The sequence below is a fragment of the Rheinheimera gaetbuli genome (assembly GCF_054781935.1).
This window is the reverse complement of sequence record NZ_BAAGTL010000025.1, coordinates 85,935-111,511: the sequence shown is the minus strand read 5'-3', so window position 1 is coordinate 111,511 and position 25,577 is coordinate 85,935. Positions and strand designations below refer to the sequence as shown.

The window sequence follows — 25,577 nt, the reverse complement described above, 5'->3', positions numbered from 1 at the left end:
ATCAGCGGGTATTGTTTAGCTAAAACGCACGGTGAAGCGGGCGCCACCCAGATCGCTATCATCCAGTGTTAGGCTGCCACTGTACGAGGTTACCAGTTCAGATACGATAGATAAGCCAACGCCATGCCCTTCCTGGTAGGTATCAAGACGGGTTCCGCGCTCAAACAGATATTGCCGCTTATGCTGTGGAACACCAGGCCCGTCGTCTTCGATACATAGCTGCAGGGAGTCAGTCTTACTGATCACAGAGACTTGCACCTGTTGCTGGCATGCTTTGCAGGCGTTATCCAGTAAATTACCGAGAATTTCCATCAAGTCAGTTTCATCACCACGAAAAACGGCATCTTCTGCACAATTTACGTCGATGATAACATTTTTACTACGATAAATTTTACTCAGCGCAGACACCAGCTTTAGTAACGATGGTAGTAGCATAATTTGCTTTTTCCATACGTCCTGACCGGAACTGGCAGCGCGTTTTAATTGGTGTTCTATCATTGCGGTAATGCGGTCTAATTGCTCTTTAAGCTCTGGTTGCTGACTAAGAGCTGAGGTATTTAATACTGCTACCGGTGTTTTCAGTGCGTGGGCTAAGTCGCTCAGGTGGTGGCGATAGCGTTGTTTTTGTCGGTTTTGGTTGCTTAAGAGTAAATTTAAATCTTCTTTTATTATTTTGAGCTCGGCTGGATATTGGCCTTGCAGCTGGTCCTGGCTACCGCTTTCGACTTTACGTATTTCCTGATCCAGCCTTGATAAGGGCTTGGTGGTCCAATAGTAGGCCAGTAGCATAATGAGCAATAAACCTAAACCGATGCCAATAAACCAGCGCAGCAGCGTGGTGCGAAAAGCACGCTGCGGCGCCAATAGTCGCTCATCTGATTGCACAACGTGGATACTAAGCGGCCGGGTGTAATCCTCGGCGTCAAATAACAGTGAAATAGACAGCACCCAGAACACCTGATTTGCCTGCAATACCGGGCGGAATATGTGCTCTCCTGGTGTGAGGTTATCTGATTGCGGATTAAAGCCCTGGTTAAGTGATGAGTCGCTTTGCCAAACGATATCCTGTTGATGAGTTATATAAGCACTGAGGCCTGAGTCAGGCCGATAAAAATCCGGCGCCAAAGCGTTATTGGTCAGCTCAACTTTATCACTGCTAACGGCTAATTCAGACAGAATGGCGTATGAATGAACTTCAAGTTTTTGCTCAGTATTACTCAGCAGCTGGGTATAAAATGCCTGATCAATGGCAACAAAAGATGCCGGCAGCAAAAACAGTAAAATAAATACACTGACTAGTAGCTGCCGTAGTTTAAGCGACAATGTCATATCAGCTTACAGTCAGGGTAAAACGGTAACCCCGGCCACGTAAAGTCTCGATCGGTTTAAGTTCACCAGTGGGGTCGAGCTTCTTACGCAGTCGTAACACAAATACTTCAATCACATTGCTGTCCAGATCAAAGTCCTGGTCATAGATGTGCTCAGTCAGCTCTGTTTTTGAAATAACCTTGTTTGGATTCAGCATAAAATATTCCAGCACTTTATATTCGTATGCTGTCAGACTCACTTCCTCATCCTGACACCATACTTGCTGCGTCCGGCTATTTAGGGATACCGGGCCGGCACTGAGTGTAGGTTCCGGCTGCCCGGCAGCGCGGCGTATTAGTGCATTGCAGCGTGCTAAAAGTTCTTCACTGTGAAAAGGCTTGGTAAGGTAGTCGTCTGCTCCGGCATCCAGGCCTTCAACTTTTTCCTGCCAGCTACCACGGGCAGTCAGAATGATAATAGGTGTTTTGATACCGGCCTGACGGGCTTTACGTATTACACTCAGGCCGTCCATTTTTGGCAGGCCAATATCTATAATGGCCAGATCATAGGGATACTCTGACAACTTAAACCAGCCATCGTCACCGTCGGTGGCAACATCAACGCTGAACTGTTGCTGCATTAGTTGTTCTTTAATTTGCTGTGCCAGCAAGTTTTCATCTTCTACTACCAGTAAACGCATTACTTTCCATCCCTTTTAATCTGGCCTGTCTGGCCATCAACTAATACCGTGACCACACGGCCATCAGACTGCAGTACTCTTATCCGATAATACTGTTGCTGCTGCTGAACTTTGACAATTTTGCCCGGATAGTGCTGTTGAGCCAAGGCTGCCGCTTGTTCGCGGCTAACAACCTTACCGGCGTCATTGTTTCGTGCCTGTGCCATGCTACATGTTAGTAGCAAGCTGCTGAGTATAAGTATTCGTAACGCTGGCATCGTTCTCTCCAGTTAGCGTTGCGGTAATTTACCGGACATTTTGCAAAGCATCAATCTGAACGGACAAAACTGTCATCTGCATAATGTATTACAGCGGATTAATTATCAGATGCAAGCAGAGTAGGCTGATGAGCCTTAATTAATGCTGAACATCACATTGTGATATTTATTGCAAAATAGTTGCATTTTTTTTGCAAAAAAGAATTTTTTGACTAAGTTTATCTTGTTGGCAATTAAGGCTCTCAGTACCGATAGTAATGCTTGTATTATGGTTATCCCGCCAACCCAAAACAAACAAGCAGCTTGTTGGGCAGTCATCAGGGAACGAGAAAACTTTTTTAAGGAAAAACATTATGAAGCATGTCTTTTTCGTCATATTCATGACTATGTTGGCATTAGGCACAAATTTGGCTTTTGCCGATCCGAAAGCTAGCAGCCAAATCAGTAAAATGGATACGGCGTTAGAAAAAGTGTCAATAAATACGGCAACACTTGAGCAACTGGATGCTATTCCAGGCTTAGGCAAAAAGAAAGCTCAGGCGGTGCTGGACCATATTGCTCAACATGGTCCAATCCAAAGTAAAGCTGATTTAACTCAGGTAAAGGGTATTGGTGATAAATTAGCGGCTAAAATTAGTCCGTATCTGAGTTTTAACTAATCGCTTGTTGTTGACCGCCCGGTGTTTTCAGCGCCGGGCTTAATCACCTAACGCTTTCATTTGCTCGTTAGTCCATTGTATTGCGGTGTGGTAAGCGTCTGGTACTTGCTCTGCGGGCAGCTGCATACTAGCAATAACCTCATTTGCACTCTGCCAGTTTCCGGTCTCGTAAAATTGTATTAGCTGCATATAGTCTGCCAGAATGCCTTGTTTTTCGACCAGCGCTTCTTTAATTTCTTTTGCCAGCGGCAGTTTGCTCATGACACTGTCAATGGGTTCATCCAAAATTGCGTCCATCAGCGACATTAAACCGGTAAGAAATGCTTTGGCGGTATCAACTTTACCTTGCAATTGTGCCAGGCCTTCGGCAAAGCGGGCGCGGGTCATTGACATTCGCATTAGTTCTGCCGGTTTATCGCTGCTGATTTGTGCGGTAAATAACAATGACAGAAATTTTTTCAGTTCAGCCTGGCCCAACACTACCAACGCTTGTTTAATGGTTTCTATTTCAGCGCGGCGTTTAAAGATAGCAGAGTTACTATAACGGAGTAATTTATACGATAAGTGGACATCGCGTTGAAATACTTCAGTAATTTTACCGAGATCCATATCTGATTTGGACGTTTCATACAACAATTCTGCTAATGTCATTTGCGCAGGTGACAAGGCTTTACTTTGCATCATTTCCGGTTTAGAGAAAAAATAACCCTGAAAATAACTAAAGCCCATGTTCATTGCCAGCTGGAACTCTTCGTTAGTTTCAACTTTTTCTGCCAGCAGTTTAATATGCGCAAAGTCAGTTATGGCTGCTTTAACCTGAAGAATGGTATCGGTCGATGTTGAGCGGAAATCAATTTTAATAATGTCGATAAAGGGATAAAAGTGACGCCACACCGGCTGATGAATGTAGTCATCCAATGCCAGTACGTAACCTTGTTGTTTTAATTGTTGGCATAACGCCAGAAGACGCTTGCCTGGTTGCACCGTTTCCAGTATCTCTACCACCACCTGTTCTTTCGGTAGCATGCTGGGGTAGTTTTTCTGCAGTGTCTCAAGAGTAAAGTTAATAAAACCAGGCTTGTCGCCCAAAAAGTCATCCAGGCCGTAAGAGAACTGGCTACCTTCAATCATACGGGACGTGGCTTCGTCACCATCGATATTTGGAAACGCATTTTCCAAACCATCACGAAATAACAGCTCATAGGCATACAGTTCTTTGTTGCGATCCAAAATTGGCTGACGTGCAGCATAAAAATACATAAAAGGCTTATCTCACTAAAGAACCCCAGACCAATAATCTAGCAAATAACCACGGCCAGAGCATGCAAAATTTTGCTGCTCAGCCGTGTTTGTATCAGGTGCTAAGACTGTTTTAGCTGTTGCTGCATTTTAACAAACAGATCTGTTACCTGTGGTGCCGGTGTTGTTGTCAACTTACTTACAACTATGATGCTGAGTGTGCTTACAATAACCCCTGGCAGAATTTCATATACCAGGCTACTGAGCGCTGCGCCCTCAGCCAGCACCGGGGCATATATCCAAAACAGCACCGTAGCCGCACCACTGAGGATGCCAGCGAGCGCACCGGCAAAGGTCATACGTTTCCAGTACAGGCTTAGTACTACCAGCGGGCCAAAGGCCGCGCCAAAACCAGCCCAGGCATTGCTAACCAGCGTTAGAATTGAACTCTCCCTGTCATAGGCCAGCACAATCGCAACAAGTGCTACCGCCAGTACTGACAGCCGGCCTACCAATACCAGTTCGCTTTGGCTGGCGTCGCGTTTTACAAAGGTTTTATAAAAATCTTCAGTCAGCGAGCTTGAGGTCACCAGCAATTGTGAAGATATAGTGCTCATTATTGCCGCTAATATGGCAGCTAGCAAAAAGCCTGAAATCAGCGGGTGAAACAAGAACTGTGAAAATACGATAAAGATGGTTTCCGGATCGCTTAGCGTCATCTTAGTGTTAGCAACATAAGCGATGCCAACTAAGCCGGTCATTACGGCACCCAGTAAGGTTATCAGCATCCAGCTGATACCGATACGGCGCGCCGTTTTTATATCTTTTACCGAGCGAATGGCCATAAAGCGTACGATGATATGTGGCTGGCCAAAATAACCCAGTCCCCAGGACAACAGGGAAATAATACCAAGCACAGTGAGTGCCTGACCTGTGTTGGCATCGATGAGCATATTGCTGAAGCTGGGGTTGATGCTGCTGACCTGGGTAAACACTGAGCTGATGCCACCGAGATGATCTAACGCAACAACCGGCACCAGTATCAGAGCGACAAACATAATGCAGCCCTGCACAAAGTCGGTGATGCTTACGGCCAGGAAACCACCAAACAAGGTATAGGCCACTACCACGCCGGCTGTAACATACAGGCCTAACTCGTAACTTAAACCAAAAGAGCTTTCAAACAGCTTCCCGCCGCCAACGACACCTGATGACGTATACAGAGTAAAAAAAATCACGATAACAACTGATGAAACAATGCGCAGTAAACGGGTTTTATCGGCAAAGCGGTTTTCAAAGTAATCGGGCAGGGTGATGGAGTCATTAGCAACTTCGGTGTAAACCCTCAGCCTAGGTGCCACAATAATGTAGTTAATGTAGGCACCAATCAATAAACCAATGGCTATCCAGCTGCTGCTAATGCCAGATAAATACATGGCACCGGGCACACCCATCAGCATCCAGCCGCTCATATCTGACGCACCCGCCGACAGCGCAGTGACCGATGGGCTAAGTTTGCGGCCACCAAGCATATAACCTGACATATCATCAGTTGAGGTTTTGTAACCGTACAAGCCTATGCCCAGCATGGCTAAAAAGTATAATCCTAGCGAAATAAGTGTGCCTGTTTCCAAAACAGTTTCTCCTTATGGCCCAAGCTGAGCTTTGGTTAATGCTTGCCTAACCAAAACACAGCGTAAAAAAATACCTGATACAAGATCAGGTGCGCGTAACGGCTTACATGCTAACAACTTGCAGCCAGGCTTGCCAGTAAAGCGCGGCAAGCCGTGGCCAAAGTATGGTAAATGCAGTTATTAACGGCTATGAGGGTACAAAGCCGCAAGCTTGACCCCAGGTTGGTTTTTTTGTTGCTGTTGCTGATAACTCTGCCAGCTTTGCCAAAGCGCATCACCTTGCCAGCGCTCAACCGCCGGGTTATATAACGCCGCGTTCAGTTGTTGCAGCTGTTGTTGTAAGTCGGCGTCTGGTAGCAGTGCAGTCAGCTCGGACAAAGAGTAACAACGTTTGTCTTGTTGTTGATGGGCAAATCGCAGCAATTCGGCTTTAGCCGCTGTAGCATCGTTATGCTGACAGGCAGCTTTAAGTTTGCTGTTATCAAACTTAACCCGGCTTGGCACTGGCGCTGCAGTTTGCTTTGGTGTTTTAAGCTGCCACAACAGATAAAATACCACGCCGCTGGCGCACCATAGTGCCAATAGCAGGCTGCTTAAGTGGTTCCATTGCCATTTAGCCGCTGATATTGGTTCGCCAACGGTAGCTGTTTGTTGCAGCGCTGTGTCTGCAGCGTTCTTTGCTATTGCAGGCGCAGCAGCGGCACTGGCGTTAACCGTTAGACGCCGGGCAGGCAGACGGGCATATTCCAGCTGGTTGGTCTGGCTGTTCCACCACGGCAGCGTCAGCTCTGGCAGCTCAAGTTCGCCGGCTTTGTTGGCAATTACGGCGGTGGTAAATACTTTCTGTGCAACCAGGCGGCCATTACGCTGTGCGCTTCTGGCTTGAGGTTGCTCCTGATACAGGCGCAAACCTTGTGGAAAGCCCTGGTTTATTTCTGGCAGTTGGTTTTCGGCTACATCTACTGCCGATAAGGTAATAATCCGCGTTACCGGCTCTCCCTGTTTCAGCTCGGTGATATCCGGGCTCCACTCTTCTGTCAAGGTTACCAGCCCGGCAACCAGCCAGTTGCCGGGAAAGTTGTCAGGTATGGCACTAACGCTGATATCAACGGCCTGGCCTTGCTGCACTACAGGCTTAGTGCGGGCAAAATAGTTGTAACGTGCGCTGTCACGATCGATCATTTCACCACTGAAGGTGGGCGCATTAATGGTAAAGTTACCACTACGCTGCGGTGTGATGGCGTAGCGCCGGGTAATGGTGCGATAACGGATACCATTTACCAGTTCACTGCCTTCTACATCCTGGCCAACCTGTGTCACGCTGGCACCCTCTATGACAGGCTCTGACAGCGAGCCACGTTGTAAGTCACCATTAAAAAAGATACTGACCTGATAATAGGTAAGTTGTTGCACATACAGTTGGTTTTGCTCAATTTCTGCGCGTAAAAATAGCTCGGTGTTTGACGTTGCTGCAGTATTTACTTGCTCTTCCAGTACCTTAAGCGTAATAGCATCAGTGGTAAAACCCTGTACATTAAACGCAGGAATAGTGAGTTCGCCAGTTCTTTTGGGCAGTAATACCACCTTCCAGCTGGTGCTTTGACTGGATTGGCCATTAATAATTTGTGTGCTGCTGCTAACTGACGGCACCATCACGGTGAAGTCGCTCTCCAGCACCCTAAAATTAATAGCGTCTGCAGCTAAACGTTTGTCAGCAACAACCTCCAGCGTAACTGCCTCTCCTTGTAACGCCGGGTTTTTATCTACTCTGGCCGTCAGTGACGACATTGCATAACCTGGTGTACTCAGTGACAGGCCAAGTATAACTGCAGTGACTAACAGCAAAGCTCTTACCATTGTTCATCCACTCCTGTTGGCAGCCGTTTTAAATACTCTAAATACATCTTGTTGCGCAGCAGTAACGCGGGGTCATCCTGCACTTTACGCAGTAAATTTTCTAATTGTTGCTGCTGTTCTGGCGTCGCATCAGGCCAGGCTTCATGCACTGCTTGTTGCTGCTCTGCTGTTTTCTCAGGCTTAGGGTCTTGCTTATCAGCGTGTTCAGCGGCAGCAGTCTGCTGGGGCTCTTGCTGCTGTTGCTGTTCTGCTGCATCTTGTTGTTGCTCCGCATTACCAGCTGTCTGGTCGGCATCTGCAGCTTGATTGGTGTCGCCTTGTTGCTGTGCGTCGTCACTGTTTTGTGCTTGCTGCTGGTCATCTTGCTGTTGCTGGTCGGCGTTCTGTTGCTGCTGTTTTTGCTGCTGGTTATCTTGCTGCTGTTGCTGTTGTAATAGCTGCTGCATTAGCCCGGCATTTTGCTGTGCTGGGCTAAAATCAGCATCATACTGCAACGCCTGCTGATACGCTTCTAACGCCTCTTGATAGCGTTGCTGCTGTGCCAGGCTATTACCCAAATTATGCCAGGCAGACACATCGCCAGCACCCTCTGTTACTGCCTGACGAAATGCCTGTTCGGCATCCTGGTAATCGCCCTGCCGGTAAGCGGCGTTACCTTGCCATAGCGGATCGGTAAATTTGCGTTGAGCGCTGGAGAAATCACCTGAGCTATAGTCTTGCTGGGCTTGTTGCTGTCTGGTTTGCCACAGGTCACGCCATTCTATTGCAGCAGCAGGGCGGGGGACTAACATCAGGCAACTTAGTGCAAGTAAAGGGCTATATTTGCGTTGCAACAACACCAGCGGCAGTAATAACCATACCAGATAAATGCCGCTGTCAAACCACTGATCGCCCTGGATCTGTTTGCTGCTATCCGCCTGACCTAGCGGCGACAGTGCAGGTAATGCCAAAATGTTGGTTAAATTATCGCCGCCTGCGGTCGCTGCTTGAAATACACCACCACTGCTTCGAGCCAGCGTTGCCAGCTGTGTCAGTGGTACTTTGGGGATCACGACTGCCCCCTGAGCATTTTTCAGCAATTCACCGTTTTCTTGCTGAACCGGGGCACCGTCGGCTGAGCCAAATGCTAAAATTGACAGCCGATGCGGCCAGTTGTTCAGTAAATCCTGGATGTCGCCATAGCTGTGGCGGTCAAAACCATCGGTAAATACTACGACGTCACCACGCGGATAGCCGGCTTGCTGCAACAGCTTTCCCGCTTGCTCTAAAGCTGCCAGTAAGTTAGAACCTTGCACTGGCATAATCTCTGGTTTTAAATCCGGGATCAATAAGCGGATGTTGTTGTGATCAGGCGTCAGTGGCGAAATAACAAAACCATCGCCGGCAAAAGCCAGCAGTGCAAGCTCCCCCTCTGCCAGCTCGTTGGTAAAGTCTAAAGCATTAAAGTGCTGCTGCGCCAGACGATCTGGCACCATATCGGTAGCACGCATTGACATCGATAAATCAAGTACCAGTACTGTGGCTTTTTTCAATGCAAAGGCCGGTTGCGGTAGTTTTTGCCAGCTTGGGCCGGCCAGGGCTAATACGCTAATAAACCAGCACAACAGTATCGCTGGCAGCGCGAACGGTTGGCGTTTTAATAGCTGTTGCCCTCCTAACAATACTGGTTGCAAATGCACAGCAATAAGGCTGTGCCACGGGCTATGCTGATGGCGATAGCGATACAACAATATTGCCAGCAAAAGGGCTGGCAATAACGCCATTAACCACCAGGGCCTGAGTAGATGCAGATCAGACAACATGTTTAACTATCCCACGCCAATTAATATTTAAAGCCGCCAAAGTAAAAGACAATAACAATGCCAGTGCCAGCGGCCAGTGCAATAAACTGCGCTGTGGCCGGTATGTTACGGTGTCACGTTCTATGGGCTCTAACTGATCTATTAACTGATAGATCTGATTTAGCTCGTTTAAATCTCGGGCACGAAAATAACGGCCGCCGGTATCCTCAGCCAGTTGGGTCAGTAAACGTTCATCCAGATCTTGTGACGGGTTCACTGTACGCCGGCCAAATACGCTTTGTTGTACCATTTGCTCGGCACCGACCCCAACGGTATGAATTTTAACCCCAGCCGCTTTTGCCAGTTGCAGCGCCTCCAGCGGTTGAATGTTACCGGCAGTGTTGGCGCCGTCACTAAGCAAAATCAGTACCTTGTTACTGCTTTCATAAGTATTCAGCCGTTTTACCGCCAGGCCTATTGCTTCGCCAATCGCGGTGCGGGTGCCAACCAGGCGCAATACGCTGTCGTCGAGCATTTTTTGCACAGTGATTAAATCAAACGTCAGCGGTGTTTGCTGATAGGCCGCGTCAGCAAACAAAATCAGCCCGATACGATCGCCCTGCCGACGGCGGATAAAATCACTGACCACCAGTTTTACCGCATCAAGCCGGTTAATACTCTGGCCCTGCAGTTGCATATCTGTAATTTCCATCGAGCCGGATAAATCCAGCGCCAACATCAGATCGCGGCCTTGTTGGGGTAACGTCACCGGTTCGCCCAACCAGCGTGGTTGCATGGCTGCCGCTACCAGGGTCAGCCAGAGCAGGCTGGACAGCAAAGAACGCAAGCCAAAGCGACGGCCGGATGTATGGTTTGTGCTGCTTGCCAGCTTTGCCAACGCGGGTAATTTAAGTGCGGTATCTGAACCGCGTTGACGACGAGCCCTCAATATCAGTGGCAGCAGTATGGCTAACGCCAGCCAGGGGTAACCAAATTCAATCATGCTTGCCCCCTGTTGTATGTTCTGCAGAGGCACCGCCAATGGGGGCATTGCCGTTATAACGGCGCAACCAACCTTCAGCAAAAAGGTAAAACTGTCGGCTGGCGGCGTAATCTGGTGTGGCGCTGTAGAGTAGTAAACTGAGATCGGGTAGCGTTGCGTTGTGTGTGGCCAGCAGCCAGGACTGCCACTGCGTAATTGGCAATGACAGTGCCGGATGTGCTTTTTGGTAGTGTTGCAGTACACGTTTGAGCAATTGGTTAATCTGAGCGGCACCATCCGGTTGATCTGCCAGCTTGGTTAATAGGGCCAAAGCGTGGCGTTTGGCAGCAAAAAAGTGCCAGCGCCGGTATTGCCGCCATACAAGGTATAGCAATGCTGTACACAGTGCCACTAGGGCTAGCCAGGCTATTGGTGGCAAGGCCATACTGGCCTGCCAGGCGGGCTCACTGATATCAGCAAGTTGCTGTAGTGGTGAATGGGTGTCAGCCATAGGTTTTTCTCTCTAACTGGCTAAGCACAGGCTCTGCTGCGGTTATTGGCAGCCATTTGCAGCCTAGCTGACTCAATTGCTGTTTTAAAAGGGCCTGTAACTGTTGCTGCGCACTGCTGTAACGCTGTTGTATGCTGTGGTTGCCAAGTTCAATATAACCGGTATTTGCGCCGTCACTGACAGCTGCTAGACCGCTGCTGTTCGCGGGCAGAGCTTGCTCCAGTGGATCGGTCACCGGGCAGCAGGTGACTTCATTATGCTGGCTAATTGCGCGGATATGGCGCAGACCGTCTTCGCTAAACTGACTGAAATCGGACAACACGTATACCAGACTACCCGGGCGTACCAGACGTCTTAACTGGCTAAGGGCGTTGTCCAGCGTCAGGCCGCGTTGGCCAGTGGCTTGTTGATGCACTTGGGTCAGTGCATGAAAATACCTCAAGACGCCATGGCTGCGGCTTTGTGGTTTAAGTTCAATATGCTGATTGGCGCTAAACACCAGACCGCCTAGTTTGTCTCCACGCTGCTTCACATGCCAGGCAATCAGTGCCGCCAGGTGTGCTGCCTGCACCGATTTAAACAACAAACTACTGCCAAAGCGCATGCTGTCGCCAAGATCGGTGAGGATAAACACAGGCCGCTCTTTCTCTTCGCGAAACAGCTTGGTATGTACCTTGCCTGTGCGGGCAGTAACGCGCCAGTCGATAGTGCGCACATCATCACCATTTTGGTAATGGCGCACCTCGTCAAACTCCATGCCACGGCCTTTACTTTTGGCAAGATAAGTCCCTGCCAGTTTGCTGTGAATGGCCATACGTGGTGTCAGGTCCAGCACCTTGGTATAACGCTGATACCAGAGCAGTTCGGTCAAACCGATATCGGTTGCATTAGTACCATTTTGTGCCAGCCATTGCTGAGGTAACACTATCTGGCTCATATCAGGCCGCAGGCACCAGACGCAAGATTTCGTCTAATACGTCATCGCTGCTGACCCCTTCCGCTTCTGCGGCGTATGTCAGGATTAACCGGTGACGCAGCACATTATGAAATACTGCCTGAATATCATCAGGGGTGACAAAATCACGGCCTTGTAGCCAGGCTTTGGCGCGGGCGCAGCGTTCCAGCGCTATGGTAGCGCGTGGGCTGGCACCATAACCAATCCAACTGGCCAGTTTGCTGCTGTAGCTTGCAGCATCACGCGTCGCCATAATCAGCGCCACTATATAATGCTGCAGACTATCGGCCAGATGAATTTGTAAAATAGCCTTGCGCGCAGCAAAAATATCGGCCTGGCTTATTGGCGTAACTTGCGTCTGAGCGCCACTTAAGGCTTCGTTACGGGTAAGCTGCAATATCGCCAGTTCAGTTGCCGCATTCGGGTAATCTACTTTTAAATGCAGTAAAAAACGGTCGAGCTGGGCTTCTGGCAGCGGGTAAGTGCCTTCTTGCTCTAACGGGTTTTGTGTCGCCATAACTAAAAATAGCTCTGGTAACGGGTAGGTTTTACGGCCAACGGTTACCTGCTTTTCAGCCATCGCTTCAAGCAGCGCAGATTGCACCTTGGCCGGGGCCCGGTTAATTTCATCGGCCAGAATAATATGATGGAATAAAGGCCCGGATTGAAATTCAAATTGGCCTGTTTCCGGCCGGTAGATGTCGGTACCGGTTAAATCTGCCGGCAACAGATCCGGCGTAAACTGAATACGATGAAACTGACCTTCAACACCCTGCGCTAACGCATTTACTGCGCGGGTTTTTGCCAAGCCAGGTGGCCCTTCTACTAATAAGTGACCGTTTGCCAATAATGCCAACAGAATACCTTCGGTTAAATCTGTTTGGCCCAATACCTGGCTGTCTAGATAGGCTTTTAAGCCGGAGAATGCATTTACCATAATATATTCAATCTTAATTATCTGGTTTTATTGATTGTTTTATCGCCAATAGCGGTTAAAACGGGCTAGGCTAAGACGTTATAACCTAAATATGGTTCCGTTTGCATTAAAACAAGTGTTTTAATTTTCAGCGACTGTCGTTACAATCGGGCACAATAATACAGGTCAGACCTGTAATTTTGATAACAAGAGGAACACTATGAGCTCGCCAATTAACCTAACCACCCGCCAGGGCGATCGTATCGCGATAGTTTCTGGCTTGCGCACGCCGTTTGCAAAGCAAGCTACTGAATTTCATGGTGTGTCAGCGCTGGATTTGGGCAAGCTGGTGGTGAATGAGCTGCTGATCCGCAGTGAGCTGGATGCGAAACTAATTGAACAAGTGGTGTATGGCCAGGTAGTGCAAATGCCAGAAGCACCGAATATTGCCCGTGAAATTGTGCTGGGCACCGGTATGAACGTGCATACAGACGCCTACAGCGTCACCCGGGCTTGCGCCACCAGTTTTCAGTCAGTGGTCAACGTTGCCGAGTCAATGATGGCGGGTATTACTCAGGTGGGGATTGCCGGTGGGGCAGATTCCAGCTCAGTATTACCCATTGGCGTCAGCAAAAAACTGGCCCGTGCGTTGGTTGATTTAAACAAAGCCCGTACTTTTGGCCAGAAGCTGGCCATTTTTCGCCGGTTGGGGTTAAAAGACTTGTTACCGGTGCCGCCGGCTGTGGCCGAATATAGCACTGGCTTATCGATGGGCGACACTGCCGAGCAAATGGCCAAAAGCCATGGCATTAGCCGTGCTGATCAGGATGCGCTGGCGCATCGCTCACACACTCTGGCTGCGCAGGCCTGGCAAAGTGGCGTGATGCAGCAAGAGGTTATGACAGCGCATGTTGAGCCTTATTCGCGGTTTCTGGAAATGGATAACAACATCCGCCAGGATTCGAAGCTGGAGTCGTACGCTAAATTGAAGCCGGTATTTGACCGGGTGCACGGTACGGTTACGGCGGCTAACGCGACACCACTCACTGATGGTGCTTCAGTGGTATTAATGATGACAGAAAGCCGGGCTAAAGCACTGGGCTATGCGCCACTGGGCTATATACGCAGTTATGCGTTTGCAGCTATTGACGTGTACGACGACATGTTAATGGGGCCATCTTATGCCACACCTATAGCGCTGGATCGTGCCGGTATGTCGCTTAACGACCTGACGCTGATTGAAATGCATGAAGCCTTTGCTGCCCAAACGCTGGCGAATATGAAAATGTTTGCCAGTAAAAAATTTGCTGCAGAAAAACTAGGCCGTGCCAATGCCATCGGTGATATTGATATGGCTAAGTTTAATGTGCAAGGGGGCTCGTTGGCGTATGGCCATCCGTTTGCTGCTACCGGTACCCGCCTTATTGTACAAACGTTAAACGAACTGAAACGCCGCGGTGGCGGTATTGGTTTAACCACGGCTTGCGCGGCAGGTGGTTTGGGTGCTGCGATGATAGTGGAGACAGAATAATGACAACAAGCAACAGTTTTAGCCTGCAGGTTCGCGATGATCAGATTGGCGTTATCACGATGGATATCGCTGGCGAGTCGATGAACGTATTAAAAGCGGCGTTTGCCGATGAAATTAGTGCCTTGTTGGCTGATATTAAAGCTAATACCCAGTTAAAAGGTCTGGTGTTTATCAGCGGCAAGCCAGACTCCTTTATTGCCGGTGCCGATATTTCGATGCTGGACGGCTGCAAAACGGCAGAAGAAGCCGAAGCTATTGGCCGCATGGGCCAGCAAATGTTTGACCAACTGGAGCAGTTGACTATTCCATTGGTCGCGGCTATTCATGGCCCTTGTTTAGGCGGAGGCTTAGAGCTGGCTATGGCCTGTCATGCCCGGGTGGCAACCACAGATAATAAAACTGTGCTGGGCCTGCCGGAAGTGCAATTGGGCTTGCTGCCCGGCAGTGGCGGCACTCAGCGCTTACCGCGTTTAGTTGGCCTGCAAAAAGCGCTGGATATGATTTTAACCGGCAAGCAGCTGCGTGCAGTTCAGGCAAAAAAAGCCGGTTTGGTAGACGAAGTCGTCCCGGTGAGTATTTTGCTGGATGCGGCCGTGAAACGGGCTTTAAAAGGCAAACCTCAGCGCGAGAAAGTTAAGCTTAACCTGGTAGGCAAAGTGCTGGAGCGTACGCCGTTTGGCCGTAATGTATTGTTTAATCAGGCGCGTAAACAAACGCTGAAACAAACACAAGGCAACTATCCGGCACCACTTAAAATACTTGATGTCATTAAAACCGGTATTGATAGCGGTATGCCGGCCGGTTTGGCTGCGGAAGCGAAAGCCTTTGGCCAGTTGTGTATGACAAAAGAGTCGGCGGCGCTGCGCAGTTTGTTTTTTGCTACCACGCAAATGAAAAAAGAAAGTGGCGCAGGTGATACCAAACCAAATAAAGTGCGCAAGGCGGCGGTGTTAGGTGGTGGTTTAATGGGCGGCGGTATTGCTAATGTTACCGCGACCAAAGCAGGCATACCGGTTCGGATCAAAGATATTAATCAGCAGGGCATCAGCAATGCGCTGAAATACAGTTATTCGTTGCTGGAGAAAAAGTTTAAACGGCGTTTTATCAGTAAGGCTGAAATGCAAAAGCAGTTATTACTGATGACCGGCAGTACCGATTATAGTGGTTTTCACGATGCGGATATCGTTATCGAGGCCGTGTTTGAAGATTTGGCGTTAAAACAGCAAATGGTGGCTGATATTGAACAGCATTGCTCAGAGCAGACTATTTTTGCCAGCAATACCAGCTCTTTGCCTATAGCACAAATTGCCGCCAAGGCAGCGCGGCCACAAAATGTTATTGGCCTGCATTACTTCTCGCCGGTGGATAAAATGCCACTGGTCGAAGTGATAGCGCATGATAAAACGTCAGCAGAGACTATCGCTACCACAGTGGCCTTTGCCCGCAAGCAAGGTAAAACGCCGATAGTGGTAAAAGACGGTGCCGGTTTTTATGTTAACCGTATACTGGCACTGTATATGAATGAAGCGGCGAATATTTTGCTGGAAGGCGAGCCGGTAGAAAAAATTGACAAAGCATTAGTCAAATTTGGCTTTCCGGTGGGGCCGGTAACCTTGCTTGATGAAGTCGGTATTGATGTGGGCGCAAAAATTTCGCCTATTCTGGCGACAGAGTTGGGCGAGCGCTTTGTTGCACCCGCTGCCTTTGATAAATTGCTGGCGGATGGTCGCAAAGGCAAGAAAAGCGCCAAAGGCTTTTACCTGTACGGCAAAAACGCCAAAAAAGGCAAAAAGCTGGTTGATGAAACGGTCTACAGCGTACTGGGCGTGACGCCAGCACCACGGCTGAACAGTGATGAAATTAGTAGCCGTTGTATGGCACAAATGCTGAATGAAGCAGTGCGCACGCTGGAAGAGGGCATTATTGCCTCGGCCCGGGACGGTGACATCGGTGCTATCTTTGGCATTGGTTTCCCGCCGTTTTTAGGCGGTCCATTCCGTTACATTGATCAACTTGGCGCGGCCAACTTGCTGGCACAGTTGCGTAACTTGGAAAGCCGGTTTGGTAGCCGTTTTGCCCCGGCAGCGCTGCTGGTAAAAATGGCTGAGCAACAACAAAAATTTTATCCGTAACCGCGATATCATAAAGCCCCGGCAGCTGTAGTAAGCGGCTGGCGGGGCACAATGATGTCAATGCATAAAATTCAACCAAAAGTTAACAGTATACCTGGCTAACAGGCGATATAATTGCAGGCCTTGTTGTTGGCCGTATTTGGAGTGTCGGGTGTTAGTGTTACCACTGTTATGGTTGTTAACTGCTGTTGGTGTTTATATTGCTGCGCTGCGAAGTGGCATGACAGCGCTACGTTGGGCGGCTGCAGCCCTGATTAGCGGGCCCTTGCTAATCCCGCTGTTTAACAGCCATAAGCGCCTGTTGTTACGCAAAGTACAAGGCGGCAATACGGTTTGGTTTCGCCCCTAAGGCAAAACACCTAAACTAAACCTCATTCATTTATTTCCTGATAGTAATGCCCGTAGCTGGCTAATAATGTCAGCAATTTTTACCCGGTGTGCCGCTTTTGGCAGTGACACCGCGAACAACTCCCGCTGCATTATCGGTGCATCGGTTATTAAATGCAGGCTGGCATCGTCCAGCAATGGCTTTACCATGGTTTGTGGCAGGTAAGCTGAGCCTCCCCCTTGCTGCATTAGCTCCAGCGCAATACGGGCGCTACCCGTGCGTAATTGCGGCGGTGGCAGATCTGGAAAGTGTCTGGCATGCTGAATTTCAAATGCTGTGCCCCAATCTACCAGAATATATTGCTTACGCATGGCACTTTGGACAGTATTGCCGCTGTGCGTGGTAACTGGCAGCAATTGAATATCGCCCAGCTTATCAATCTGCATTTCTTCCACTTTGGGCGCATCAAATAACACGGCTAAATCAAGATGTCGCTCCAGCACCAGCCTGGCAATTTGTTCGCGCCCCAGTGATTCAGCACGCCATGACAGGTTGGGTAAGGCTTGTTGCACACTGATAAAGCCCTGCAATAAAAAAGCATCCCAGATATTGGCAGTAGCGGCAATCGATAGTTGCACGGCTTGTTCAGTGCTAACAGCTACATCTTGTTTGGCCCGTTGTAAGGCTGTTAGCATGGCTTCGGCGTGCGGCAACAAGCGTTCACCGGCGGCGGTAAGCTGAATATTATTGCGATAGCGACTAAACAGGTTTACCCCAAGCTGCTGCTCTAACTGACGGATACGAAAACTGACGGCAGATTGCGTGAGATACAGATTTTCGGCGGCTCTACCAAAATGTCGGGTGCGCTGAACTTCGATAAAGGTTTTAAGTAGTTCGGTATCCAAATTTAATCCTGTAGTTATTTTATGGTGTCGATAAAAAATATTTGTTTTACTGCGCTGTTTTTGTTAACCATACTCCGCACAGTTTAAACAGGCTGGCTTGATATTCAACGAGATTAGAGGAAAAAAGTGATGCAGCAAAGTTTTGTCGCTACCCGTCGCTTTTTCGACGACCGTAATTTTCCGAAAGGATTTACCCGGTCGGGGCGTTTTACTCTGGCAGAAGGTAATGTGCTGGAGAAACATGGGGTGGCAATGCAGGAGCTGGAGCAAGGTAGTCGTGCGCCGGTAAATGATGAAGAAACACGCTTTGTTCAGGTATGTAAAGGTGAGGCTGAAGCCGCTACCGTATACGAAAAAACCTGGCTTAAATACAAACAGCGCCTTGCTGAGAAGCGCAAATTTCATACGGTTTTTGGCAAGAAACGTATTGCCGATGGCAGTGATGATTTTTCCTACGTCGAAACCGACTCTGATTGATGCTAAAAGCCCCGTTTCTGGGGCTTTTTTCTATATGCAATGCCCTGTTTCAGCGTATTGGCACGGCGTTTAGTTTAGCGCGTTGCTGTTTTTGTTGTAGCAGGAACTGACCAAATTCAGCTGCGCTTAGCGGCTTACTGTAATAATAGCCCTGTAATACATCGCAGCGCAATTTACGTAGCATATCCAGCTGTTCCTGTTGCTCTACGCCTTCAGCCACTACGGTGAGGTTAAGGTTATGCGCAATGGTCATAATGGTATCGACCATATTACGGCCTCTGGCATTACTCATATCGTCAATAAAGGCCTTGTCTATTTTCAGGGTATTAAGCGGAAACTGCTTTAAATAGGCCAGTGAAGAATAACCAGTACCAAAATCATCCATCGCCAGGTGGATGCCGCGCGCGCGCAGCTTTTTCATCGTTTCAATCGCCTGCGGTGGTGATTGCATCACAGTACCTTCGGTGATCTCAAGCTCAAGGTGGTAAGAGGGCAGTTCGGTTTGTTGTAGTGTATCGTCTATAAGCTCACACAAAAACGGCAGGCTAAACTGGCGTGACGATAAGTTAACCGCCACCCGGCCATGAAACAGCCCCTGATCTATCCAGGTTTTCACATCAAGACAGGCCTTGCGTAGCACGACTTCACCAATCTCAATAATTTGCCCGGTTTCTTCGGCTACCGGAATAAAACTGGCCGGGCTGACTAAGCCACCTTTTGGCGTAATAAAACGCACCAGCGCTTCCATACCTACCAGGTGGCCACTGGCAATATCCATTTTAGGTTGGTAATACACCACAAAATAGTCTTCTTTCAGGCCATAGCGGATTAAGTTTTCAATTTGTAGTCGCTTTACCGCTTGTTTGTTCATCGAATCATTGAAAAACAAATAACGGTTAGCTCCCTGACTTTTGGCGTGATACATGGCGGTGTCAGCGTTACGCAGCAGTGCTTGTGGGTCTGCACCGTCATCAGGAAACAATACTATGCCAATGCTACTGGTAATGGCCAAGTCGTGTTGATTGACCTGTATCGGCTGGTTTATCTGGCCTAACAGTTCTTTGGCCAGCGTGGTGATAAAGGCTAAATCATTGGTTTGGTCCAGCAGCAACGCAAATTCGTCACCACCTAAGCGGTATAGTTTGTCGCGATAGTTCGTATGATTGGTTAAACGCTCTGCCAGTTTACACAGCAAGCTGTCACCGAGCTCGTGGCCTAGTGAGTCATTAATTTTTTTAAAGTTATCCAAGTCAAACACCAGTAACGCATGTTCATTTTGGTGGCGGACTAAATCTCCCAGCTTCTGCATAAAGACGGCACGGTTAGGTAAGCCGGTTAGCGTGTCGCTATTGGCTAATCGGCTAAGCTCTGCTTCGCGCAGTTTGCGCTCTGTGATATCGGAAAATACCGCGACATATTGGCTGACATGGCCTTGTTCGTCTTTGATCTGGTCAATTGCCAATTCAGCCTGGTACAGCTCACCATTTGGCCGTTGCTCCTGGATCTCGCCTTTCCAACTGCCAATCTGGCTTAGCTGCTGGCGAATATCATACATAAAGCGGCTGGGGTATAGACTTAATTCGAAGCGTTGTTTTAATACCTGCTGCCGTGCTTTACCGGTGATCTGACTAAACGACGGGTTAACATCAAGAATAACAAAGTCAGTGTCACAAATTATAACCGCGTCGGAAATATTATGTAAGCAGCGGGCAAACAGCTGCAGTTGCTCTTCGGTTTGTTTAAGTTGATTGATATTTTTTAAGGTGCCGGTCATTCTGCTGGGTTTGCCATCAGAGCCAAATGCGACGGCTTTACCGCGGTCCAGCACCCAGGTCCAGCTGTCATCAGCAGTTTTAATACGGTATGTTGCTTCAAAATATGCCGTTCTGCCATTAAAGTGTTCTTGCAGCAGCGCACTGACTCTGTCCAGATCCTGAGGATGTATTTGTTGACGGTTTGGTGGAAAATCGGCAGTTTTCGGTTGCAACTCTACCGGGTTTAGCCAGGAACTGGAACGGTATAGCTCATTGCTGGTGATTTTCCAGTCCCATAATTCATCACCGCTGCCCCAAAGAGATAACCGCAAGCGTTCTTCACTTTGCTCCAGTTTCAGCTGGTAGCGGCGCATTTTTACAATACTGATATGTGCCAGCATAAGGGCAGCAAATGAGCATAGTAATACCAGGCTCAGGGTATAGGGTTCAACATGGCTCCAGCTAAATGCCGACAAACTAAATGGCAAAATACCAAGTAAAAAAACACTGATTATTATAATTTTTTTTTGTTTTATTGACACTTATGACTGCTAGTCAGTTTCGGGAAAACCTACGTTATAAAACTTTATCGGTACTGTCAAAGCCATTTTGCATTAGCCGCAGTTGCTGGCGTATTTCCTCCGCTGTTTGTACTGCTAAGTGGCTATCTTGTTCAGGTGCTGCGGTAGCAAGAAAAATGGCATCACAATCCGGCCTTAACAATTGATGTAAAAACTGCACAAACTGCGTTAGTTCAAGTTGTTGCAATGCACTAATTAAACGTTGTGTCAGGTCAAAACGGGTATCCTGCTGGCCAATAGCCAGCCAAAAGCGCTTGGCGCGGGCGCCTAAACTGTTGTCCCGTTCTTGTAGTTGTGCCAGCAACCCTTGTTTCATCTCTATAAATTCGTTGGCTGTAAGGGCTTCGGTGTCGGCTAAAAACGCACGGAAAAACATTACTGTGGCTTGATATAGCATGGCACAGTCTGTATTAGGGGATTGTACGTAAAACGCCACACCCGGCAGCATATTGACCGGCACATAGCCGGTACCTACTAAGTAGCCCAGTTGCTGCTCCGTGCGCAACTGATGGAAGTACTCGGGTGATAACAGATGGTTAGCCAACATGAACAGCGCAGTATTGTCAACCGTTGCCGACTTGGCTGGCAGGTATATTACCAGTGCATGATCGTTATGCTCGACATTTTGTTGCAGCCATACCGGGCCCAGCTGACGGATAGTTAATTTCGGGATCGCAGGTCTGCCGGCCGTTGACATAAATTTGTGCTGCAATTGCTGCAAAATATGCTGTAGCTGTTTGGCTTGCTGCGGTTGCCAATTACCCAGCATCAGGGCTTCAATGTGCACCTGCTGCCATAATTGATGGTGAAACAGCACAAAATCAGCAAAACTCAATTGCGCCAGTTCATCTGCAAGTTGCTCAATGTCCGGATTATGTGGCTGCAATAGTGCAGATAGCTGGCTGAATAAACGTGCTACCGGTTTATTTTTACTGCTATTGCGCCAGTGCCGGCATAATTGGGTTTTCAGTTCGTTAAAGCGCTCGCTACTGAATGTCTGCGCTGGCATTTGCTGCAGTAAATCGTCCAGCAACTGCAACTGATTGTTGCAAAGGCCACTGGTATGCATACTAATGCCTTGCTGCTGCACATGGGCCTGATACACCAGACCAACAGTGGTGGCCGGATAAAATTGCTGGTTAATATTGTCGAGAAACAACTCAACCCATAGTCGGGTAGCTGCCATATTGGCGCAGCATTTAATACTGTGTGGCAAGCTTAACTGGACAAAACAATGGCCTTTGGGGGAGGCGAATTCGGTATCCGCTTTATACCACAGGCTCAGACCCTGATCTTTGTAATACAGTTGGGGCTCGTGATTATGCGTTTGCTCGTTTAGCAGGCTGACATTGCCTTGTAGATAAGGGTTACTTTGTGGCAACCTTATTGCGCCGTTAACCGATTGCTGCGCCAGGCTGGTCAATAATGTAGCGGGCAGTTGCTCAATACTGTAAGGCGTATGATACCAACGGGCTTGTTGCTCTGCCGGTGCATCTGGTGAAATTATCATCAGTCGCATATTGCCGCTGTTAAAGTAACCCAAAACCTGCTGATATAACTGCTCATCCGGTAGCTCCATCCGGTAGTCACCAAAAATCACGTCGCAGGGCGGGTAATGCTGCATACTAACCGACAAATGATTAGCTGTTTGTAAGGCGGTAGACGGCTCCTGGTACAAATAAGCCCAATGTAATAGCTTTTGCCGTTCAGCAAACAACTGTTGTGGCAGTGGTTGCTGCTTTAGCATGGCAATAGCACTAAATAAAGCCTGTAAAATAGTTTCACGCTGCTGTATTCCGCTGTCGGTAAGTTCAAATGCAACAGTAAAATCTTTGTAGTTGCTACCATCAATACCACCGCCGGCACTGAGTTGATTCACCAGCCCCAGTTGTTTCAGATAACACAGCAAGGAGCCATCGCCTTCATCACCTAGCAAATGGGCAATAAAACTAATGAGTTTATGCCTGTACCAGCGCTGGATGTCTGGCATGGCAAAACTGACCACCAGTTTGCGGCTGTCGCGGTGTGGCTGGATATGCAGTGCAATGCCTTGATGTTCCGGTAAATACAATGGTACGGATAAAGGTGGCTTGGCCGGTAAATGGGCGCTGATGCCGGCAAAGTATTGTTCTGCCAGCAACACTTGTTCTGGCAATGGCCTGGCAGAAACAAGTGTTAGTGTCATGCGACTGGCGCTGTATTGTTGCTGAAAAAACGTTTTTAATGCTTGCTGTAATGTTGCTTGTCCGGTGTCGGCCAACGTGGTTAAGTTTCCCACTGAAAATTTAGCGAACGGGTGCGCCGGATTAATACTCTCTTTGTGCACCTGATAAATGCGCCGGCCGTCATCTTTTAATTTCAGTGAAAATTCTGCTTCTATAGCATGGCGTTCTTTTTCAACGTAATCGCTGCTAAACAGTGGCTGGATAAACATGTCTGCAAAACGGCACAGTGCTTCAGCAAAAAACGCATCATCGATATCGAAATAAAAGCTGCTGTGTTCAGTGCCGGTCCAGGCATTGTGGCTACCGCCATGATGATTGATAAAATGCTGGTAATCGCCGGCTACCGGATATCGGCCAGAGCCTAAAAACAGCATATGCTCAAGAAAATGCGCCAACCCCTCATGCTCTGCCGGGTCGTCAAAGTGGCCGACATTTACCGTCAGTGCTGCGGCACTTTTGTCGCTGTCACTTTGCTGCACCAGCAGCAGCCGTAGTCCATTTGCCAGTGTCAGGTAGCGGTACTGGCGCGGGTCGTTAGGGCTTTGCAATATCTGGCTGTTTTTCAATCCGGTTATCCTTGTCGGTCGCAGTGTTTCGACGCTACTGTAACGCTGTCATAGCGATAAGTAATAAACAGGTTATGTGTTATGCGTTATTGGCAGTTACGCTTAGCGCCAACTTTCATTATCATAGCGCACAATTTTTTACCCGGCGTTTTGTTATCTGCCACGCGTAAGTTAACAGGGAACCCCGAGCAGTATGGTGTCATATTAATGGTCAATCTCGTTATCATGCGTCATGGCGAAGCTGAGCCTTTGTCTTCGCTGGACAGTCAACGTCAGCTTACCGCCCGCGGTCAGCAGGAAGTAAACCAGATGGCGCTGTGGTTACAGCAACACTATGCCGCGTTTGACTGGATTTGGGCAAGCCCTTATCTGCGAGCGAGCCAGACTGCAGAGTTGATGTTAGCTAAACAAGCACCGTTCAGCCAGTTCGAAATAGTACCTGAACTGGTGCCGGACGGTGATGCAGCGATGTTTAAAAGTTATTTTGACGCCCGTGTTAGTGAAAACCCCGATGCCCGCGTGCTGCTGGTATCGCATATGCCATTGGTGAGTTTTCTGGTTGAAGCTTTTACTATGCCGGGTAATGCACCTGTTTTTAGTACAGCTCAGTTAGCCTGCATTGACTATCGGCCACAAAGCGCAGGCCGCTTGCTTGAGCGTTTATCTCCGCAGGAACTGGCTTTAATTAGTGTGTAATACCGCTTCAGCGCAGGGTGTACGTATCCGGATCGTCGGTTTTTAGTAACAACAGCAAAGCGCCATGTTTGCCCCAGCTTTTAGGGGCGGTGTGAAAAGCGCGAACGTTTGGATGTTGAATTAACCAGTTCGGCACCTTTTTTGCCAGTATACCCAAGCCCTTACCATGCACTACACAAGCACAGTTAAATTGTTGTTTATGGCAATACGCCAGCAAAGCAGCCAGTTCAGTTTTAGCATGCTGAGTGGTCATGCCATGTAAGTCCAGCACCACTTGCGGCTGAAACTCGCCGCGTCGCAAACGGCCGGGCAAGTGCGGGTCGTCGCCAGATTGTAACCAGCTTAATGTGCTACTGTCGCTGACAAAACCTTCAAACTCGTCAGAGAACCAGAATAAATTTTCATCAAGCGGCTTTATTGAGACGTCTGTACGTCTTTTTTGCTTGCGGGGGGCGACAACTGGCGGTATCTTGTCCTGCGCAATAGGCTTGGCGCCCGTTATCGACTCGCGAAACAGTTGGCTGTCTTCGGCACTAATGCCGGTTTTAATGCTGGCTTTTCGTTTCATGGCGCAAGTCTACTCAAACTGACTGGTTATTACAAAAAGAGCTTGCATCCATCATGTCAAACACTGGCGAATTGCTGTTTACCCCTGAACTTATTAGCGACGCAGTCGCCGAACTTTTAACTGTGCACGATTGGCTGCGCTTTGCCGTCAGCTGCATGCACCAGGCTCATGTTTATCTGGGGCACGGCACCGATAACCCCTGGGATGAAGCGGCTGGCTTGCTTAGTTTTGTGTTGCATTTGCCGCAAATGGCAGATGAAAAGCTGTTTGCAGTGCGCCTGACCCGGGCTGAGAGGCAGCATTTTATCAGTGTGCTGCAACAACGTATCGAGCAGCGTATACCTGCAGCATATTTAACAAACCAGGCCTATTTTGCCGGTCTGCCGTTTTATGTCGATGAAAGGGTGCTGGTGCCACGTTCGCCAATTGCCGAGTTAATTGCCGATAAGTTTAGCCGTCAGTTAGCGGGCAGAGCGCCGGCACATATTCTCGATTTATGTACTGGTTCAGGCTGTATTGCTATTGCTTGTGCCTATGCCTTTGATGACGCCGAGGTGGATGCGGTGGACATTAGCCCGGATGCCTTAGAGGTGGCGCAATTAAATATAGAAAGCCATGGCCTGGAGCAGCGGGTGTTTCCTATTTTATCCGACGGCTACGACGCGCTGGCAGGCACTCAATATGACCTGATAGTAACTAATCCACCTTATGTTGATGCCGAAGATATGGCCGATTTACCAGACGAATACCGCCATGAACCGGAGCTGGGACTGGCATCTGGTAATGATGGCCTGGCGCTAACCCGGCGCATTTTACGCCAGGCAGCGGTGCATTTAACTGAAGGCGGAGTGCTGGTGTGTGAAGTAGGTAACAGCATGGTGCAATTGCAGCAGGATTTTCCGCAAGTTAACTTTGACTGGCTGGAGTTTACGCATGGTGGTTTGGGCGTGTTTGCCATCACTAAAGCCGAGCTGGAGCGTTGCCAGCATTTATTCAAAGACTAAGCAGTTTTAGG

Annotated in this window: 22 protein-coding genes; 7 read left to right on the top strand and 15 right to left on the bottom strand. The window is 48.6% G+C overall.

The annotated features are described in order from the left end of the window. Positions 1–15: 15 nt before the first annotated feature. Genes ACYVIC_RS15645 through ACYVIC_RS15635 form a run of 3 tightly spaced genes read right to left on the bottom strand, consistent with a single transcriptional unit; the run spans position 16 to position 2,265 of the window. Complete coding sequence (locus tag ACYVIC_RS15645; protein ID WP_460861470.1) at positions 16–1,329, bottom strand: ATP-binding protein; 1,314 nt, start codon at positions 1,327–1,329, stop codon at positions 16–18. Between the two features lies 1 nt (position 1,330). Continuing rightward, complete coding sequence (locus tag ACYVIC_RS15640) at positions 1,331–2,008, bottom strand: response regulator transcription factor (RefSeq protein ID WP_460861468.1); 678 nt, start codon at positions 2,006–2,008, stop codon at positions 1,331–1,333. Continuing rightward, positions 2,008–2,265 carry a PepSY domain-containing protein gene (locus ACYVIC_RS15635; protein WP_460861466.1) on the bottom strand — a complete coding sequence of 86 codons (258 nt, stop codon included), beginning with the start codon at positions 2,263–2,265 and terminating at the stop codon, positions 2,008–2,010. Before ACYVIC_RS15635 ends, ACYVIC_RS15640 begins: the two co-directional genes overlap by 1 nt. Positions 2,266–2,618: 353 nt before the next feature. Between ACYVIC_RS15635 and ACYVIC_RS15630 the strand changes: the two genes are divergently transcribed. After that, the gene (locus ACYVIC_RS15630) at positions 2,619–2,924 is read left to right on the top strand and encodes a ComEA family DNA-binding protein (protein ID WP_460861464.1); all 306 of its coding nucleotides are present in this window, start codon (positions 2,619–2,621) and stop codon (positions 2,922–2,924) included. 39 nt (positions 2,925–2,963) lie between these two features. On the opposite strand, the gene ACYVIC_RS15625 is transcribed toward ACYVIC_RS15630, so the two are convergent. The 8 genes from ACYVIC_RS15625 to ACYVIC_RS15590 form a co-directional block, all read right to left on the bottom strand. Beyond that, entirely contained in the window at positions 2,964–4,184 is a 1,221-nt protein-coding gene (locus ACYVIC_RS15625; protein ID WP_460861463.1) for an EAL and HDOD domain-containing protein, read from the bottom strand. A gap of 101 nt (positions 4,185–4,285) precedes the next feature. Beyond that, positions 4,286–5,752, bottom strand: a complete 1,467-nt coding sequence (gene putP, locus ACYVIC_RS15620) for a sodium/proline symporter PutP (RefSeq protein ID WP_460861680.1) — start codon at positions 5,750–5,752, stop codon at positions 4,286–4,288. A gap of 225 nt (positions 5,753–5,977) precedes the next feature. After that, complete coding sequence (locus tag ACYVIC_RS15615; protein ID WP_460861461.1) at positions 5,978–7,585, bottom strand: BatD family protein; 1,608 nt, start codon at positions 7,583–7,585, stop codon at positions 5,978–5,980. A gap of 62 nt (positions 7,586–7,647) precedes the next feature. Further along, entirely contained in the window at positions 7,648–9,456 is a 1,809-nt protein-coding gene (locus ACYVIC_RS15610; protein ID WP_460861460.1) for a vWA domain-containing protein, read from the bottom strand. Beyond that, on the bottom strand, positions 9,446–10,438 hold the full coding sequence (locus tag ACYVIC_RS15605; protein ID WP_460861458.1) for a vWA domain-containing protein: 993 nt from the start codon (positions 10,436–10,438) through the stop codon (positions 9,446–9,448). Before ACYVIC_RS15605 ends, ACYVIC_RS15610 begins: the two co-directional genes overlap by 11 nt. After that, a complete protein-coding gene (locus ACYVIC_RS15600; protein WP_460861457.1) occupies positions 10,431–10,928 on the bottom strand; it encodes a DUF4381 domain-containing protein in 498 nt (165 codons plus the stop codon). The genes ACYVIC_RS15605 and ACYVIC_RS15600 overlap by 8 nt, the downstream gene beginning before the upstream one ends. After that, on the bottom strand, positions 10,921–11,865 hold the full coding sequence (locus ACYVIC_RS15595) for a DUF58 domain-containing protein (RefSeq protein ID WP_460861456.1): 945 nt from the start codon (positions 11,863–11,865) through the stop codon (positions 10,921–10,923). Before ACYVIC_RS15595 ends, ACYVIC_RS15600 begins: the two co-directional genes overlap by 8 nt. A gap of 1 nt (position 11,866) precedes the next feature. Next, entirely contained in the window at positions 11,867–12,820 is a 954-nt protein-coding gene (locus tag ACYVIC_RS15590) for an AAA family ATPase (protein ID WP_460861454.1), read from the bottom strand. 199 nt (positions 12,821–13,019) lie between these two features. Between ACYVIC_RS15590 and fadI the strand changes: the two genes are divergently transcribed. From fadI to ACYVIC_RS15575, 3 genes are all read left to right on the top strand, one after another. After that, positions 13,020–14,330, top strand: coding sequence for an acetyl-CoA C-acyltransferase FadI (gene fadI / locus ACYVIC_RS15585; protein ID WP_460861453.1), 1,311 nt, complete (start codon positions 13,020–13,022; stop codon positions 14,328–14,330). Then, positions 14,330–16,462: a fatty acid oxidation complex subunit alpha FadJ gene (gene fadJ, locus ACYVIC_RS15580; RefSeq protein WP_460861450.1), complete on the top strand. Its 2,133-nt coding sequence runs from the start codon at positions 14,330–14,332 to the stop codon at positions 16,460–16,462. Before fadI ends, fadJ begins: the two co-directional genes overlap by 1 nt. A gap of 151 nt (positions 16,463–16,613) precedes the next feature. Further along, positions 16,614–16,811 (top strand): hypothetical protein, encoded by a 198-nt coding sequence (locus ACYVIC_RS15575; RefSeq protein WP_460861448.1) that lies wholly within the window; start codon positions 16,614–16,616, stop codon positions 16,809–16,811. A 26-nt stretch (positions 16,812–16,837) separates the two neighbouring features. On the opposite strand, the gene hdfR is transcribed toward ACYVIC_RS15575, so the two are convergent. Beyond that, positions 16,838–17,695 carry an HTH-type transcriptional regulator HdfR gene (gene hdfR, locus ACYVIC_RS15570; protein WP_460861447.1) on the bottom strand — a complete coding sequence of 286 codons (858 nt, stop codon included), beginning with the start codon at positions 17,693–17,695 and terminating at the stop codon, positions 16,838–16,840. Between the two features lie 129 nt (positions 17,696–17,824). Between hdfR and ACYVIC_RS15565 the strand changes: the two genes are divergently transcribed. Further along, complete coding sequence (locus tag ACYVIC_RS15565; RefSeq protein WP_460861446.1) at positions 17,825–18,172, top strand: MaoP family protein; 348 nt, start codon at positions 17,825–17,827, stop codon at positions 18,170–18,172. A gap of 49 nt (positions 18,173–18,221) precedes the next feature. Here the strand turns inward: ACYVIC_RS15565 and ACYVIC_RS15560 are convergent, their stop codons facing one another. Further along, positions 18,222–20,468 (bottom strand): putative bifunctional diguanylate cyclase/phosphodiesterase, encoded by a 2,247-nt coding sequence (locus ACYVIC_RS15560; RefSeq protein ID WP_460861444.1) that lies wholly within the window; start codon positions 20,466–20,468, stop codon positions 18,222–18,224. Positions 20,469–20,502: 34 nt separating this feature from the next. Continuing rightward, entirely contained in the window at positions 20,503–23,298 is a 2,796-nt protein-coding gene (locus tag ACYVIC_RS15555) for an insulinase family protein (protein WP_460861443.1), read from the bottom strand. An 81-nt stretch (positions 23,299–23,379) separates the two neighbouring features. On the opposite strand from ACYVIC_RS15555, the gene sixA reads away from it, so the two are divergent. Beyond that, entirely contained in the window at positions 23,380–23,994 is a 615-nt protein-coding gene (gene sixA / locus ACYVIC_RS15550; RefSeq protein WP_460861442.1) for a phosphohistidine phosphatase SixA, read from the top strand. A gap of 7 nt (positions 23,995–24,001) precedes the next feature. Here sixA and smrB read toward each other — a convergent pair whose 3' ends face one another. Then, positions 24,002–24,562 carry an endonuclease SmrB gene (gene smrB / locus ACYVIC_RS15545; protein WP_460861440.1) on the bottom strand — a complete coding sequence of 187 codons (561 nt, stop codon included), beginning with the start codon at positions 24,560–24,562 and terminating at the stop codon, positions 24,002–24,004. Between the two features lie 53 nt (positions 24,563–24,615). On the opposite strand from smrB, the gene prmB reads away from it, so the two are divergent. Next, on the top strand, positions 24,616–25,566 hold the full coding sequence (prmB, locus tag ACYVIC_RS15540; protein ID WP_460861439.1) for a 50S ribosomal protein L3 N(5)-glutamine methyltransferase: 951 nt from the start codon (positions 24,616–24,618) through the stop codon (positions 25,564–25,566). The last annotated feature ends 11 nt before the right edge of the window (positions 25,567–25,577 follow it).